We start from the raw sequence: 16,177 nt of genomic DNA on the forward strand, positions 1-16,177 counted from the left end.
TTCTGTGCCACCATGGTTCCATGGCATGCTTTAAGCCGAACCGGTTAACCCGGCCGGCTGCTTTAAAAACTATATTATCGCTTACTTTTGATCAAACTTCAAATCCTCTGTGCGGATAGTCATCAGCTCCAGTTTTCCCGGATTCCCCTGGGTATACTGTTCCAATAGTCGAACTGCCTGATGGCGAATCGATCGTTCAATGGCATTTCGGACATATCGGGCGTTGCTAAACGCATGAAGAGACTCATTTTTTTCCTGAAGCAGATGCTGCTTTAGTTTGAGTATGGTCTGTGGCATGAGAATATAGTCACGTTCCTTGGCCATAATTTCGGAGATTTGAATCAATTGATCAATGCTATAGTCTGGAAATTCAACCTGGATCGGAAAACGGGAAGGTAATCCGGGATTCGTCTGTAGAAAAAAATCAATTTCTTCCGAGTAACCCGCCAAAATGAGGATAAATTGATTCTTATTATCTTCCATTGACTTTACAAGTGTATCGATCGCTTCCTTCCCAAAATCCTTCTCGCCCCCGCGAGCCAGACTGTAAGCCTCGTCAATAAACAAAATTCCACCCAGTGCCTTCTTGACCAAGTCTCTGGTTTTCTGTGCCGTATGCCCAATATATTCTCCGACCAAGTCTGCACGTTCCACTTCAATCAAGTGACCCTTACTCAATACACCCATCTTCTGAAAAAGCTTCGCAACAATTCGTGCTACCGTTGTTTTTCCGGTTCCCGGATTGCCTTTGAAAATCATATGATACACGTGCGCCCCACTTATCAAACCAGCTTCGGTACGCATCTGGGCAATCTGTAAGAAAGCATAGATTTCAAATACTAAATCTTTGATATTTTCAAGTCCAACCAGTTGCTCTAACTCACCTTGAATTTCCTGAAAATGCGCATGTTTGGCTAAACCTTTTGCTGCTTGTATTGCTGTCTCTTCTTCTTTGACCAGCATCTGAGGTTCCTGGTTACGCAAAACAACATTAATTTGTCTGGATGGTCTGCCTCCCGGTTGCCCTCCTGCAGCCATGACCCGTCCGTTCATTCGCCATCACCTCTATTTTATCGGGCTGAACTCTCCTGATTATTAATGTATTCTATCAGGTGCTCTAATATTAGAAGTATGGCGAAGAATTATGGGACTTTTCCATGACTCAAATCTCAATATTTTTTCTGAACTCCCCATTCTCAAACAGGGTCTGTCTATGCTTCAGAGACAGTTGGAAATAGGGAAACACATGAGCATCAATAGCATGCAACAATTCCTTTGCTGTCCGGTTAGCCAGATCATAATCCCCAGTCGTAATGTGCTTACGAGAAAGAGCATCTTCAAGTTCATCCTCGTCCAGCAAAAATATTTCTCCATCCTTCAGGACAACGACATCCAGATACAGATCATCAAACCATGGAACACCCTGATCGGTTATGCCCTGGCTGCGGCATGTATCAATGTACCATTCAACAATCCGCTCCTGATCATCAAACATCGCCGTAACAACAAAATGCTCGCCTTTTGGATAATACTGCAACCAGGAATAACCTTTATCCGCAATGCAGAAGGTACTTCCTCCATAGGTTTTCCACAAAGGCTCTTTCAAATCTTGTATCGTATACAGCGTAATGTAACCCGTAAAAATTTTGGATTGAACGAACCGGCATGTAAATTGTCGGTTCGTAATCCGGCGCCAGTTCGCGCGGTCCCCGAATTTCCGTTTCATACGAACCCCTCTTTGCCGACCACAGGTCCGTGACCTGCTGATATTGGTGAACAGCGAATAACGTCCGCATTACCGATTCCACAAGCCCCTGAATCCGCTTTGCACAACGTATTACGAATAGTTACAGCTTATCATATTTAAGTTATACACTCAAAATCAAGCTTTGCCCATCTATCGGAGAGCTTTGGTTCCACGCCGAACGCTACACAAACCAAAAAACCTGCTCCCCAACATCAGGGAGCAGGTTTTAGGCTGTAATTATTTAATGCGGCTTATTCTTGTTAACCGCCAGTTCCAGCTTGAGAATCAGTGGGTGTATCCGTTTCTCCAGTGTTACCGTTGTTTCCACTATCTGGCGGTGTGACCACTTCGCCTGGTGTCGTTACAGACCCATCATTGGAACCTTCCCCCGTACCTCCAGGTTCTGTTGTTCCCTGTCCCGGCGGTGTGTTTCCTTCTCCGGTCTGTCCGTTCCCTTGACCTGTCCCGCCATTGTTTCCATTTCCATTATTGCCGTTACCATTGTTACCATTTTCATTTCCGTTGCCATTGTTACCTTCAGAACTTCCATTCCCCGACGAACCGTTGTCTGGATTTTCTGTTCCAGGCTGTTCTGTACCCGGCTCCGTCGTTCCTGGCTCCGTGCCCGTATCTGGCTGTTCCGGTTCCAATTCCTCCGCTTCAATCATAAGCGATATGGTATTGGAAGGATCCGTTTCCTGTCCGGAAGCCAGATCATATGCTGTTACATAATACTCATAAGTGAGACCAGGGAGCGCACTTAGATCCTGCGCACTGGTCGAACCAACTGCATCAATGAGGTGGGTGAACTGGCCCTCAGATGTTTCTTTTCTGTAAATCCGATACTGTGTCGAGGAATCCCCCGTTGAAGTCCAATTCAACGATACAGTTTGCGTAGATGGATCATAAGCTCCATTCAAACCACTCACTGAAAGCGTTGGTTGCTCTGGTTCTTTTTCCGGTGGAGGTGTCTGGGCACCTGCTGGAGCTTTGAAGTCCTTCACAGGAACTCCTTTCAACGCATCCCCCATAACTTTGGCAAAGAACGCCGCTGACAGCTTACTACTATTTTTGAGCATATGGTTTGCATCTGGATTGTCGTAACCCATCCATACTGCCGCAGTCCATTCTGGCGTGTATCCGACGAACCAAACATCACGGTTGGCACTGTTGCCGGAAATACCACTTTGAACGGTTCCCGTCTTACCAGCAACTGGTCGATCCAGACGTGCTGAACGACCTGTACCGTCATTCACGACATTTTGCAGCATCTTAGTCAGGGAATAAGCATTTTGCTCACTCATGACACGTGTTGTTTCCGATCTATCGTGTTTATAGGTCGTTTTCCCAGCGCTATCCTTAATTTCCTTAATGGAATACGCCTGCTGGTACTCACCCAGATTAGCGAATGCACTATAGGCTTGCGCCATTTCCAGCGTATTCGTACCCTTGCTAAGACCACCCAGCGCGATCGCCAGGTTTTTGTCTTCATCCGTAAGCTGGATACCTACGCTTTTGGCAAACTGAACACCTGTATTCACACCAATTTTGTTTAGGAGCCATACAGCCGGGATATTCTCCGATTTGGTAATGGCATCCGTCATGCTAATGGTAGAAGAATACCCATGCAAGTTACCCGGACAGTAATTGCCGAAGCATTGCTTTTCATTACTAAGAGCTGAGTTTGCATTGTAATTACCTGATTCAAGAGCCGGTGCATAAGTCACAATCGGTTTAAATGCCGATCCAGGTTGTCTGCGGCTCTGTGTTACCCGGCTATAGCCCTTCGTTTGATAATCCCGTCCGCCCATCAAGGCGACGAGACTGCCATTTTCATGGTTCATAATGACCATGGAGCCTTGAACTGGCTGATCGTCTTTACTTGACTCAAACAAACTATCATCCGAGAAAGCACTTTCCATGGCTGTTTGAGCCTGAGCATCCATCGTCGTGTAAATTTTGTACCCGCCGATATTCAGATCATCCTCCGTTTTACCAGTCACTTTTTCTGCTTCACGAAGAACATAGTCAATAAAGGCTTGATACTTTTGATCTTTCTCAGGCGGTGTATAGTCATAATCTACTGCTTTGGCTTCATCCATTTCCGCCTTGGTGATGTAACCTTGCTCATACATCAGCTGCAATACCACAGCGCGACGTGCCTTGGAATCGTTGGGATTGCTCAGCGGGTTATAAGCTGAAGGCCCTTTAGGCATCGCTGCCAATGTGGCAATTTCCCATAACTTAAGATCGTTTAAATCTTTTTTTCCAAAATAAAATTCAGACGCAGCCTTAATTCCATAACGCTGATGACCAAAGAAAATCCGGTTCAGATACATCGTCAGAATTTCGTCTTTTGAGTACTTACGCTCCAATGCCATCGCAATGGAAACCTCCGTTGCTTTCCGGAAGAATGTCTTGTCACGGGACAAGAACATATTTTTCGCAAGCTGCTGAGTCAGTGTACTACCACCCTCCACCATGGAGCGGGCCATGACGTCTTTAACTGCCGCCCGTCCGATGGACCAAATATCCACGCCCTGATGCTCGTAGAATCGTCTGTCCTCCGTAGCAACAAAAGCTTCCTTTACCAATTCCGGAATATCTTCTTCATTGACCGGCTCCAGCTTTTGAATGGACAACTCGCCCATTAACTGTCCGTTACGATCATATACTTTTGAAGTTTCATTGATTGTTGTTTTGTCCTTGTTGGCTTTGAGCAGATTTTCGCCACTCACCATAATAAATAAATATCCACCCAGTGCACAGAATATGGCGATTGCCATGGTGAAAAACAGTGTCCATCCAACGCGTTTACCCGTAATTTTTTTCTTTTTAGAGGTCTTTGGCTTCGCTTTTTTGGCTGACTTGTTATTACTGTTGCGATTGTTAGACCTCGACAACGGATCGTTTGGCATGTTACCTCCTGACTCCCTTTCAGTTGCATAATTTCTATTCGTCTGCTGGCTCAAACTCCTATAGAGCTTATTTTGCCCGGAATGAAAAGAACAACCCTTATTCAGGTTGCTCTGTTTCAATTCCTATACATGTAGACGAAATGGTTGATAAAAAGGTTTCGTAATTTTTTAAGCTTCGCCGCTATTATCTTGCTGCATCAGCGATACGCTGCGTTGCGGCGTGAACGTGGAGATGGCGTGCTTGTAGACCATTTGCTGGCGTCCGTCGCTGTCAATGACGATCGTAAAATTGTCAAATGCCTTGATCGTTCCGCGGATTTGAAAGCCATTAGTCAAATAGACTGTAGCTGGAATGTTTTCTTTCCGCAGTTGGTTCAAGAACGTATCTTGGATGTTGATGGACTTGTTCATTAGCCGTACCCCCATTGGTTCATTTGAATTCGTGTTATAAGTAATATTCAATATCGCTGAGTAGCTTTCGTGCTATTATATCATGAACGGATTCATATAATCCACAAAAACCCCTTGTCTGCTATTTTGCACCTATGCCTGAGCTTCGCTTGCAACTAGAAGACTTATCCATTATACACCGCTTGTCAGAATTGCAAAAGAGGGACAAATTCTACCTTTTCCCACGTTTCCCTTCTATTTTTCTGGATTTGTATACGGTTTCTCTTCTTCTTTGACTAACGTAATATTTTTCCGATTCTTCTTATCATTGATCAAGAGTTTCAGGTATGTATTGGTATTGATTAGAACAATAATTAACCAAATTAATGCGACAAGACCTCCAATGGCGAAACCAATTCCAATCAATCCTGAGAAAAAGAGATATAAACTTGCCACTCCGCTCGGTTCTGCACTCATAAAATCTTCCCCCTTCCACTTTAGCTTTGAATCAAAACAATTAGCCTGTCATGTGAATTCATTTTAATATTTATGTTATTTTTTTACAATCAATTTCTCTGCTTAAATCTGCATATACCACCGATTATTCCCTCTTTTAAAGGCATCATTTCATATAAAAAAAGTAAAAACCTCTACCTTTTATTTCAAAAAGATAGAGGTTCTAAAGTCCTAATAGGTGGCAAATTCCACCTTCTATATTCAGTCAAACTTGCGTTTGATCATCTCACTTACATGGGCATAATTCCCTGCAAAATCTTCGGTATCCGTCATATCTACCCATTCAATATCTTTCATATGCCGGAACCAGGACAATTGCCGCTTGGCAAAACGACGCGTATCCCTTTTCAGCCACTCCACCGCAGCATCCCAGCTTACTTCACCCTGAAGATAAGCCGCAATTTCCTTATAGCCGAGCCCCTGCATGGAAATATGTCCTCTCGCTACGCCTCGCTCCAGCAAAGACTTGACCTCATCTACCAAACCCTGCTCGATCATAAGATCAATTCGTTCTTCCACTCGGGCATACAGTTTCTGACGATCCATTGTCAAACCCACAATAAGTAGATCATATGGAGACTCTTTTTTCTGGGAAGCCAGCTGCTCGGATAACTTCTCACCTGTGAGGTGATAGATCTCCAGTGCACGAACAATTCGGCGTTGGTCATTCGGATGCAGTCGTTCTGCGCTAACCGGATCAATGACCCTCAGCTTATCATGTAACGCCTGCGGGCCATGTTGCTCTGCATAACGGAACTGTTCATCCCGGAACGCTTCATCTGAGCCGCTGTCCGAAAATTGAAAGCCGTAACATACCGATTCCACATACAGACCAGTACCACCAACAATAAAAGGCAACTTGTCACGCTCATGGATTTCCCCAATCAGACGTGTGCAGCTTTCCTGAAATTCCGCCACGGAATAGGGATATTCCGGTTCATGGATGTCGATGAGGTGATGGGGCACACCCTTCATTTCATCGCGAGTAATTTTGGCCGTTCCGATATCCATTTCGCGATACACTTGCATCGAATCCCCCGAAATTATCTCGCAATTGAACGCCTGTGCAAGCTCGATACTCATTCTTGTTTTGCCTACCGCTGTTGGTCCAACCAGCACAAGCAGCTTCGGTTTAACTTCCGCTTTCAACATTAATCACTCCGTACAGTGTTTTTGCATTGCCCCGGTCATGCACTTCAAAACCGAGTCTCGTAAACTCCGCGCTGCCGCGCTTCTCTTTCATAACTACCCGCTTGCGGGCAACTCTTTTCGCTTCAATAATACTCTGTTTATCCAGTGCACTTGGATTCGCATAATCTCGCAAAGGCTGAATGGCGCTTGAATCAAGCATTGGTTCACGGAACATCGGATCGAAATATACCGTGTCACAGCTTCGGTCTGGCAAGGAACGCAGCAAATCGAGATGATTTGCATGCCGCAGCTCAATGCGCCGGAAAGCTTCGTTTACCGCAGGCTTAATGCTCTCATATTGAGACATGCCTTCTACTAATAACGTGTACAGTGGGAGGGAGCTTTCACAGGCGATGACCCGACCACTTTTGCCTACAGCAACCGAGAATACCAGTGCATCGGTGCCCAATCCTGCTGTACAATCGATAACAGTATCCCCTTCAAGAATCGCCCCTGCGTCCAGCATCGGATCAGCTTCTCCATTTAACACACGTTTGGCCCGAACAAATCCCATACTGGGGTGAAACTCAAGCAGCGGTGAATCCGGACGAAACAAACGAACTTTACCCTGAAGCACAACTACAATTTCATCTATCCCATAATGTGCAGTCAGTGCAGGTAAAGACATTTTTTTGCGCGGTACATAGGTCCCTCCTGTTGTTTCCGCCAGGTTTCGTGCACGTTCCACAAGGTGGCCTGCTTCCTTTTCACCGGTTGTAATATACATAAGTTCCTCCTAAGTAGCTACATGACCCGTTTGAACAATTTCTCCAGATCATAGGTTGAAAATGACACCACAATCGGTCTCCCGTGTGGACAAGTATATGGTTGACGGCAAGAACCTAGGCGCTGAATCAACACTTCCGCCTCCTGATCCGTCAATTTCTGATTGGCTTTAATGGAAGCTTTGCAAGAGCACATAATGGAGGCTGCTTCTCGCATTTTGGCAACATCAATACTACGTTCACTCAGCACCCATTCTGACATCTCTTCAATAATGTCTTTCTCATCCCCCTTAGGGAACCAGAACGGGTGAGAACGCACCCGGAAAGTCTGCCCACCGAAATGTTCCAAATAGACACCTGCCTGCTCGAACCAAGCCAGTCTTGTTTTGAGCTTTTCGGTCTCGGATGGTGTGAACTCCAATGTAATGGGCAACAACAACTCCTGCGAAGCCTGAGCCGGATTGCCAAACTGCTCGTAGTAATATTCATAATTCACCCGTTCATGGGCAGCATGCTGATCAATCAGATATAGACCATCTTGATTTTGTGCAATCAAGTACGTACCGTGGTGCTGCCCAATCAGACTTAGCTCGGGAAACGCGGGCATGGAAACATCCGACTTAATGGCGGATGCCAGCCTTGCCGGGTCTGGTAAACTTGGAGTCTTCCAGCTCCGCTCTCCTTTTGCAGCCACTGCAGATGGATTATAAGATGAACGCCCTTCTCTAACCGGAGAATTCACCGAATTGGAACGATACGCAGAAGACTGAGCCTGTGAAGTAGACAGCCCCTTATCTTCAGTTAAAGGTAAGGCATCTTGCGCAGCACGATCTGCGTTAGCACCGGTACCCCCACTCACAGCAGAAGCTTCATCGGTATTGGAGTTTTCATTAGGACTATAATTTTGCTTCAGGACATTTGATCCTAGGTCCCCACTCAACATCCCGAATGGGTCATAGGATGGTGGTATCTCGGGTGGGGCTTCAGGCAATGGCAGCGACTGACCCTCACCGTTTCCATCAGGAACTGATTGCACATCAGACGGAGCCACATCAGCCGGAGCATCCAGGTCATCGTCCTCTGAGGTCGTTTTATCGAGGCCAGCAGTTTTCCCTAATGGACCCTGTTGCCCATACCCCGCAGATTCCGATTCGTCCTTTAAAGGACCTCTTGGGAACAGAAATTGTTCCTGGATAAAGGAACTGTTATCTCCACGTCTGATTTGCTGCTTGGTTACCTGAGGAATAAGCACTTCCTTCCGTAAGATTCCACGCAGTGTCGTTTCCACAAACTCGTACAGCTCCGCTTCCTTGCTAAAACGAACCTCCAACTTCGCCGGATGCACGTTCACATCGACCAGGGATGGATGCATTTCCAATTGAACCACGACAAGTGGGAATCGATTAATGGGCAGCAATGTATGATACGCCTTCAGAATAGCCTGATTGAGCCCGTAATTCCGAATAAAGCGTCCATTCACAATGGTTGACATGCCGCCACGATTGGCACGAGTCCATTCCGGCAAACTGATCAGCCCGCTCACACGATAGTCCAGACTCTCTCCCTGAATGGGAAGCATCGCTTTGGCGGCGCTTGTACCATAGATTGCTGCAACCACTTGCAGCAGATCCCCATTGCCCAGCGTCTGAAGCAGCGTATTTTCATTATGTCGCAGTGTGAACGAGATATTCGGATGAGACATCGCCATGCGATAGAGAACATCCGAGATATGTCCCAGCTCAGTCTGGATCGTTTTCATATATTTTAGCCTAGCCGGCGTATTGAAAAATAGTTCTTTTACCTCAAAGTCCGTGCCTTGGGGTGAGGTTTCATCCTCATGTGATAGAAGTTTGCCACCCTCAATCACGATTCGGCGTCCACGCCCGTCATTCCCGCTGGCCGATAATACTTCCACTTTGGAGACAGCGGCAATACTCGCCAAGGCCTCTCCCCGGAATCCAAGACTTGTGATCTGGAACAGATCGCGGCCATGAGCTATTTTACTGGTTGCATGACGATAGAAAGCCTTTTCCATATCCTCCGGCTCGATGCCGGAACCATTGTCTTTGACCCGAATTCGGAGCAGTCCGCCCTCTTCCACCGTAACATCAATTTTGGAGGCGCCTGCATCCACCGAGTTTTCGAGCAACTCTTTAACGACTGAAGCAGGCCGTTCGACCACCTCACCTGCCGCAATCTGGTTGGCAATATGTTCATCAAGCACATGAATTTTCGCCACAGGTTTTCCCCTCCCCTATAATCAGGATAATTGCTGTGCCTTTAATTTGAGATCATTCAGTATTTGCATCGCCTGAAGTGGCGTCATGTTCATTACATCAATATCTTTCATATTACGAATAAACTCCCTGGCAGGCTTGTCAAAGGCAACAACCTCCGTTTTCGGAGTTACACTTGGCTCTTCATCCCCAAAGATGGACAGTTGAACCACATCGGCATGTTTGGAGTCTGACTGCTGCTTGCCGTTTTGTTTTTTGTCCTGTTGTTTCCGTGCTGGATCTTCAGTCGCAACAGAGAGTTCGACAGGTTCTGTAGATTCCTGCTCCCGAATCAATGACGAATGATCAGTTGACTGGAACTCTGCACCGTCTCGAGCATGATCACCCGATTGCTGCTTGTCCTTCCCGGCAAATTCACTTCCAACCGCAACCTGAGCCGCCGCATGTTCGAAACCGTGCAGCAGGCCATTCGCCCGTTCAATGATGCTGTCCGGCAGACCTGCAAGCCGTGCGCAATAGATTCCGTAGCTGCTGCTTGCAGCCCCGGCGATCAGTTTACGCAGGAAATTAACCTTGTCCCCGCTCTCTTGAACGGCCATGGAGTAATTCGCCAACTTGTCCAAACTCTCTTCCAAATGAGCAAGCTCATGGAAATGAGTTGATACCAGCGCTTTGCACCCAATGATATCGTGCACATATTCAATGACAGACTGGGCAATCGCCATTCCCTCACTGGTAGACGTCCCCCGGCCCAATTCATCAATAATAATCAGGCTGCGTGGTGTTGCTTTATCCGTCATGACCTGAATGTCGGCCATCTCCACCATAAACGTACTTTGTCCACCGATGAGATCGTCTGCCGCACCAATCCGTGTGAAAATACGATCCATAATCGGTACTTCAGCTTGCCCAGCTGGCACGAAACAGCCGATCTGCGCCAGAATCGAAATCAGCGCTACCTGCCGCATATACGTACTTTTCCCTGCCATATTCGGGCCGGTAATCAGCAGAATGCGCGCCTCTTCCTTCTGCATTGCAGTATTGTTGGCAATGAAAGCTCCATCTCGCATCACTGCTTCAACTACCGGATGGCGCCCCTGTTCCACGACCAGATCGTAACCATCGGTCAATGTAGGACGTACGAAATTGCGCTCTGCACTGATAACGGCAAAGGATTGATACACATCAATTTCCGCCACCAGCTCAGCCAGTTTTTGCAGCCTGGCGATCTCCTGATTAAGCCGTTCCCGCAATTCCGCGAACAAGCCGTACTCAATATCAACCATCTTGTCCTGAGCTTCCAGAATCAGCGTCTCTTTTTCTTTTAGCTCCGGTGTAATATAACGCTCAGCATTGGCAAGTGTTTGTTTCCGCTCATAACGGCCTTCTGGCAGAGAAGCCAGGTTCGACTTGGTAATTTCAATATAGTACCCAAACACTTTGTTGTAACCAATTTTCAGCGAGCGAATGCCGGTTGCTTCACGCTCTCTGGCTTCCAATTCAGCAATCCACTGTTTACCATTCACCGAGGCTTCCCGGAGCTCATCCAGCCGCTCGTGGTACCCTTCACGAATTAAGCCGCCATCACGCACGGACACCGGTGGCTCATCAACGATAGCCTGACCGATTGCATCTCGCAAATCACTGCAATCATCCATAATACCAGCAATGTGCTGTAGCGTTGTAGAAGGCGAATCTGCACAATACTGACGTAGCCCCGGAATTTTATCCAGTGACACCTTCAGTGCATTCAGATCCCGGCCGTTGGCGTTGCCGAAGGCAATCCGACCCACCAGGCGTTCCAGATCGTAGATGTCTTTAAGTTCTGCACGCAGATCTTCCCGCAATATAAACTGGTTATACAGCGTATCTACCGCTTCCAGACGTTCATTGATTTTGCCTTTTTGCAGCAAGGGTTTATCCACCCAACGACGCAGCATCCGGGCACCCATGGACGTCTCTGTGCGGTCCAGGAGCCAGAGCAGCGAACCTTTTTTCGAACGCTCACGTACGGTTTCCACCAGTTCCAGGTTGCGCCGAGTAAAGGGGTCCAGAATCATAAAGTGATCCGGCTCATACGTTGAAACCTGTGTCAATTGGCCAAGAGAACGCTTCTGCGTCTCACTTAAATAGGAGAAAAGACGCGCTATACAAGCTTGACGTTCAGGCTCCAGACGTGCCCACACCGCTTCGCCGAATTGCTGACGCACCAAATCTTCCTTGCTCTTCGTCCATGGTGTGTATACCACAGGCCGACCAATTGGAGATGCCTGGGTAGCCACCGTATCCAGCAACGCAGCATCCCCCACCAGTTCCGAAGGTTCATAGATCCCGATCTCATCCTTGAGCCACTCTTGGGAGTAAGGAACTGACGTCACATAGAGTTCCCCTGTGGACAAGTCACAGGCAGCCAGTGCAAGTGTGTTCTGATTCCCTGTCAGGCACACCATATAATTGTTGGACTTGTCCCCCAAGGTCTTGCCTTCCATTACCGTTCCGGGTGTTATAACTCGTACAATTTCACGCCGCACCATGCCCTTGGTTACCGTTGGATCTTCCATCTGCTCGCAGATGGCTACTTTGTATCCTTTTTCAATCAAGCGCTGTATGTAATTGTCAGCCGAATGATAAGGCACACCGCACATCGGGATTTTATCTTCTCCCCCACCTGCACGTGCTGTTAATGTAATTTCTAGTTCACGAGAAGCATTAACTGCATCATCAAAGAACATTTCATAGAAATCACCTAATCTAAAAAAAAGAAAAGCGTCCTGCGCTTCGGCCTTCACTTGCAAATATTGTTGAATCATTGGCGTATACTGAGCCATGAGTATCCTCCATCCGTTCCAATGTTGTCAGGAAGAGAAGCTGTCCCGGAAGGAGCAATAAGGCGGTTAGGCACCTTAATCGTGCCACCGCCTCATGTTTCGGCATCCGCCGCTTCCCTCACAGGTTGCTGTTCCATTTCTTCCGTAACGATGATCAAAATCGACTTATTTCTCATTATAACAAAAAAGTGCCCACTCTTCATGAACCTGCTCGAATATTCCAGAGTTTACGTATATCCCGACTCTCGTCCCATGTCCTACCCTGTCTTAACTGGCTAATTAATGGAGCAGCGTAAAGTTCATAACGTTCATATCCATCCATTTGTGTCAGGTCATCCAGCAGTGCCGGAATATGCGCCTGCATCACCTCACGGTTGCCTTCATAAAAAGCAGTATGAATAACAGCCTTCGCCAATGGACGTTGACGCAATTGTTGGTAACCTCTCGCGATAAGACCAGCCAAAGCCACAACTCCTTTGGCAACCAAAGGAGATACCAAAAAACTGGGTAATGTGCGGTATTCGAATCCACCGTATGATTTCAGTCGAAAATCACCTAATGCCCCATAACGTGGACGGCGACCTGATCCTCGTGGATCCTGAAGAACGGCAAGCGGCAGCGCCAGATAATTGTCAAGCGCACGCAGCAGGTCCCCGTTTAATGTAACCCCACTGAAATGAACATGTCCGCCCAGTGGCAAGCCACGCTGGGGCATTCCCCCTGCCTGCCAGATCAGCGAGTGATCACTAATACTACGGGAAGCCGCCGCAAAGGCTCTCATCAGATGAGCCAACAACTCGCGCGGCTCAGAGCTGGGTGCAGGTCGTAGTTCGGCAACAGGATATATTCGTCGTCCATTAATCGTCACGGAATCACAGCCGGCTACACCTGTTCGTTCGAGAAATCTGGAGGCGGGCACAATTTTGGATTCTGGCATTTGCACAAGCAGGAACTCAGGGTCCATTCCAAGTATGGGGGCTGCATTACGATGCCGCTCTTCATCCAGTTCGGACTGAAGCTGTTTCCAGCCTGCACGGTACATGGCAGAGAGATCCGTCATACCCTTCCATGGCCTTGGGTCAATCGAGATGACAGCACAACCGCTCTTTCCTGACGCTTCCAGTCTTACAGCGCCGTGATCCAGTCCAACCGTATACAATGCTTTGGTGGCAAGCCGTTCAATGCGTTTGAATAACGTTGATGCCGCTTCACGATCCAGCACACTTTCTTGCGCTCCACCCATGCCACTGGTGTCCCTACGTTTGATGCGAATCGCTTGCAGACAGCATATCTCTACATCGTAACGTACACGCAGACCCAACTCCCGGTCACGTCTGTCCTGCGATGCCAGCACTTCAATCCCGGATCGTTTCAGGCGATCTGACCGTTCACGAGGGAGCATGCGTTCATATCGGCGCACCGCCTCCTCGGCCTCATCTATCACATTCATTCTGTCCCACCTCCCGATACTCGCCCAAAATGAAAAAAGAGGGCTTACGCCCTCTTCACTGCCGCTTGCGGCGCATATAATACCTTAAGTTTATGAATCCGGATCGCTGAGCTTACAGCTCATCGTCAAGCAGGTCGGGATCGAGATCGTCATAATCTCCATCGCCACTGCCGTAGTCATAATCCTTGTCTTCGTAATCTCCACAGCCATCCGTGCACACTTTCACACATACTTTGGTCTCGGCGACCAGTTCAACAGCGAATTCCCGTTCTACCCGGATAATTACGCTGCCTCCACCTGCCGACACCGTGGCTTCCACACAGCTCGGTTCCTGCGTTGCATCCGCAGATACCTCTACAGTGGCGGCCCGGTGTTTCGGGTCCAGATAGGACAAAGGCACATGTTCTACATACGACACCGTTTCTTTGGCTACATCCGTCTGTGAATTTTTGTCATAGGAATACCAAATGTTGATATCGTAAGTACCAATAACTTCAATTCCGTCCCCCGCTGATACGGCTTCATATTGGTGGTTGATAATCCAAGCCCCCAAAATACTGGTCGGACCATGTGGCGGAGTCACGGTATGTGTTACGGTAGAGAACTTACGACCTTTGCCGCAGATCGCCTTCGTGATGATCTCTCTACATTGATGTTTATGACTCAATGACATCTTTAAACCTCCTCCATACAATCATTCTTTACAAGTGTATGCAGGGCATCCGTCTAGGGTGACAACTATTTTCTATTATTCATTTGTAGATTGGGACCGGTCCGATACTGGAGACGGCGCTTTGTCCTTCTTGGCTATTTTCAGATACAGCGCGAGTTCCCGGCACAGCTGGAGAATCGCGGAACGAATCTCGAATTCTTCCCTTGTATCCGGCAACTCCATTCGCTTGAATTCTTCTTGCACATCTGCGAGAAGTTTTTCTGTACGTCCGGTGTAAGATTCAGTGAGCACATCCTGACTGAGCTGGTCGAACAGCTCCGATACCATTTCCGCATGCGGCATCTTCTGATAGATCTGGGATACCAGATGCATCATATGCTGGATGGAATCCAATTGCGTTTTGCGCATATAAAAGTAAACACTCCATCCCTCGTTCGGGTGGATGACCTGATTTTCCAATGAACGTTTGGCCGCTTCAATGCCGCCTAGTACAGCCTTGTCGGCTTCAATGAGCTCTTTCCCTGCCCATACTTCGTTTGGATTGCGCAGCGTGGCTGCAAACTCCTGGAAGATAACCGAGAATAATTCATCAATTCTTTTGCGAATACGCAGCATCTGCGGGTCCGCAGCCGGCATATAGGCCAAATTGACAACCATCGCGGAACCGAGACCAATCAGCAGCAGCCCAATTTGGATCAAAACCACCTGTACGTCCATTTCGCCGCCGCTAAATACCCGGAACACCACGACAGAACCCGTCACAATGCCTTCCTTGAATCCGGCCCGAACGATAACCGGGAATGCAATCAGTATGTAAACCGCCAGCACCCAGTAATGGAAGCCAAGAAAGTGAAAAAGTACACTTGCAAATAAAAGCCCCACTACGGAAGCGAAAAATCTCGCAGATATGGTGCGAATACTTCTTTTTCGTGTCACATCAACGCCGAGTATGGCTAACAAGCCCGCCGATGTTGGTCCGGGCAAGCCGCACCAGTCCGCAATCAGCACGGCCATCAGCGCGGCTATTGCGGTTTTAATTACCCTAAAACCCATCTAACTCCCTCTCCTCTAAGCTGCAAAAATGGCAAAGCCAGCGAGCCATACCTATCCGGGTGAGCACTTGTCCACCAATGCCTGACAGCGTGTGTCGTCATATATCATATCCCTAGTATTACACATCCTGCCAAAAACCATTTCTTATCTAATCAAAAGAATCATTCTGGAAGAACCGTATATCTATTTCGCTGCTACACTCATAAACGGCATCAACCGACATGCATATGCATGTCGGTCACAATAACGCGCCCCGGATGAGGGACGCTGGCAATTTGATTGATGCGACAAAAGCCTCTAGGCCCTCTTCTCCAATCGTCGCATTCATTCCGGACTGCGCGGAATATTCGTATTAGTATGGTACTTGATTTTACGGGTTCAGGCAACGTGACACCTCTTGTGAAATTGTATACATATCATGAAGCATTCTATTTTGCACACGCATGGTT

The 16,177-nt window shown here is 47.6% G+C and carries 12 protein-coding genes; all 12 read right to left on the reverse strand.

From position 1 onward, the window contains the following. Window positions 1–81: 81 nt before the first annotated feature. Window positions 82–1,053 carry an AAA family ATPase gene (locus HP548_RS17545; RefSeq protein ID WP_076289088.1) on the reverse strand — a complete coding sequence of 324 codons (972 nt, stop codon included), beginning with the start codon at window positions 1,051–1,053 and terminating at the stop codon, window positions 82–84. Between the two features lie 109 nt (window positions 1,054–1,162). Beyond that, window positions 1,163–1,726 carry a DUF402 domain-containing protein gene (locus HP548_RS17550; RefSeq protein WP_175382379.1) on the reverse strand — a complete coding sequence of 188 codons (564 nt, stop codon included), beginning with the start codon at window positions 1,724–1,726 and terminating at the stop codon, window positions 1,163–1,165. 281 nt (window positions 1,727–2,007) lie between these two features. Continuing rightward, window positions 2,008–4,665, reverse strand: a complete 2,658-nt coding sequence (locus HP548_RS17555; RefSeq protein ID WP_175382380.1) for a penicillin-binding protein 1A — start codon at window positions 4,663–4,665, stop codon at window positions 2,008–2,010. 168 nt (window positions 4,666–4,833) lie between these two features. Then, complete coding sequence (gene hfq / locus HP548_RS17560) at window positions 4,834–5,076, reverse strand: RNA chaperone Hfq (protein WP_017687918.1); 243 nt, start codon at window positions 5,074–5,076, stop codon at window positions 4,834–4,836. 234 nt (window positions 5,077–5,310) lie between these two features. Further along, window positions 5,311–5,532 (reverse strand): hypothetical protein, encoded by a 222-nt coding sequence (locus HP548_RS17565; RefSeq protein WP_175382381.1) that lies wholly within the window; start codon window positions 5,530–5,532, stop codon window positions 5,311–5,313. A gap of 240 nt (window positions 5,533–5,772) precedes the next feature. Beyond that, window positions 5,773–6,720 (reverse strand): tRNA (adenosine(37)-N6)-dimethylallyltransferase MiaA, encoded by a 948-nt coding sequence (miaA, locus tag HP548_RS17570; RefSeq protein ID WP_409347665.1) that lies wholly within the window; start codon window positions 6,718–6,720, stop codon window positions 5,773–5,775. Beyond that, window positions 6,704–7,489 carry a class I SAM-dependent methyltransferase gene (locus HP548_RS17575; RefSeq protein ID WP_099858303.1) on the reverse strand — a complete coding sequence of 262 codons (786 nt, stop codon included), beginning with the start codon at window positions 7,487–7,489 and terminating at the stop codon, window positions 6,704–6,706. Before HP548_RS17575 ends, miaA begins: the two co-directional genes overlap by 17 nt. Before the next feature lie 17 nt (window positions 7,490–7,506). Then, entirely contained in the window at window positions 7,507–9,726 is a 2,220-nt protein-coding gene (gene mutL, locus HP548_RS17580; RefSeq protein WP_175382383.1) for a DNA mismatch repair endonuclease MutL, read from the reverse strand. Window positions 9,727–9,747: 21 nt separating this feature from the next. Continuing rightward, on the reverse strand, window positions 9,748–12,552 hold the full coding sequence (gene mutS / locus HP548_RS17585) for a DNA mismatch repair protein MutS (protein ID WP_175382384.1): 2,805 nt from the start codon (window positions 12,550–12,552) through the stop codon (window positions 9,748–9,750). A 199-nt stretch (window positions 12,553–12,751) separates the two neighbouring features. Beyond that, window positions 12,752–14,002: a putative amidoligase domain-containing protein gene (locus HP548_RS17590; protein WP_217504743.1), complete on the reverse strand. Its 1,251-nt coding sequence runs from the start codon at window positions 14,000–14,002 to the stop codon at window positions 12,752–12,754. A gap of 112 nt (window positions 14,003–14,114) precedes the next feature. Further along, window positions 14,115–14,675 carry an outer spore coat protein CotE gene (locus HP548_RS17595; protein ID WP_076289080.1) on the reverse strand — a complete coding sequence of 187 codons (561 nt, stop codon included), beginning with the start codon at window positions 14,673–14,675 and terminating at the stop codon, window positions 14,115–14,117. Between the two features lie 75 nt (window positions 14,676–14,750). After that, complete coding sequence (locus tag HP548_RS17600; protein WP_076289079.1) at window positions 14,751–15,728, reverse strand: aromatic acid exporter family protein; 978 nt, start codon at window positions 15,726–15,728, stop codon at window positions 14,751–14,753. Between the last annotated feature and the right edge of the window lie 449 nt (window positions 15,729–16,177).

It is taken from the genome of Paenibacillus taichungensis, assembly GCF_013359905.1.
Lineage (GTDB): Bacteria > Bacillota > Bacilli > Paenibacillales > Paenibacillaceae > Paenibacillus > Paenibacillus taichungensis.

Bases quoted from the DNA above. Each gene is read 5' to 3' on its own strand.
- HP548_RS17545 (WP_076289088.1), bottom strand. From the start codon at position 1,053: ATGAACGGACGGGTCATGGCTGCAGGAGGGCAACCGGGAGGCAGACCA.
- HP548_RS17550 (WP_175382379.1), bottom strand. From the start codon at position 1,726: ATGAAACGGAAATTCGGGGACCGCGCGAACTGGCGCCGGATTACGAAC.
- HP548_RS17555 (WP_175382380.1), bottom strand. From the start codon at position 4,665: ATGCCAAACGATCCGTTGTCGAGGTCTAACAATCGCAACAGTAATAAC.
- hfq (WP_017687918.1), bottom strand. From the start codon at position 5,076: ATGAACAAGTCCATCAACATCCAAGATACGTTCTTGAACCAACTGCGG.
- HP548_RS17565 (WP_175382381.1), bottom strand. From the start codon at position 5,532: ATGAGTGCAGAACCGAGCGGAGTGGCAAGTTTATATCTCTTTTTCTCA.
- HP548_RS17575 (WP_099858303.1), bottom strand. From the start codon at position 7,489: ATGTATATTACAACCGGTGAAAAGGAAGCAGGCCACCTTGTGGAACGT.
- mutS (WP_175382384.1), bottom strand. From the start codon at position 12,552: ATGGCTCAGTATACGCCAATGATTCAACAATATTTGCAAGTGAAGGCC.
- HP548_RS17590 (WP_217504743.1), bottom strand. From the start codon at position 14,002: ATGAATGTGATAGATGAGGCCGAGGAGGCGGTGCGCCGATATGAACGC.
- HP548_RS17595 (WP_076289080.1), bottom strand. From the start codon at position 14,675: ATGTCATTGAGTCATAAACATCAATGTAGAGAGATCATCACGAAGGCG.
- HP548_RS17600 (WP_076289079.1), bottom strand. From the start codon at position 15,728: ATGGGTTTTAGGGTAATTAAAACCGCAATAGCCGCGCTGATGGCCGTG.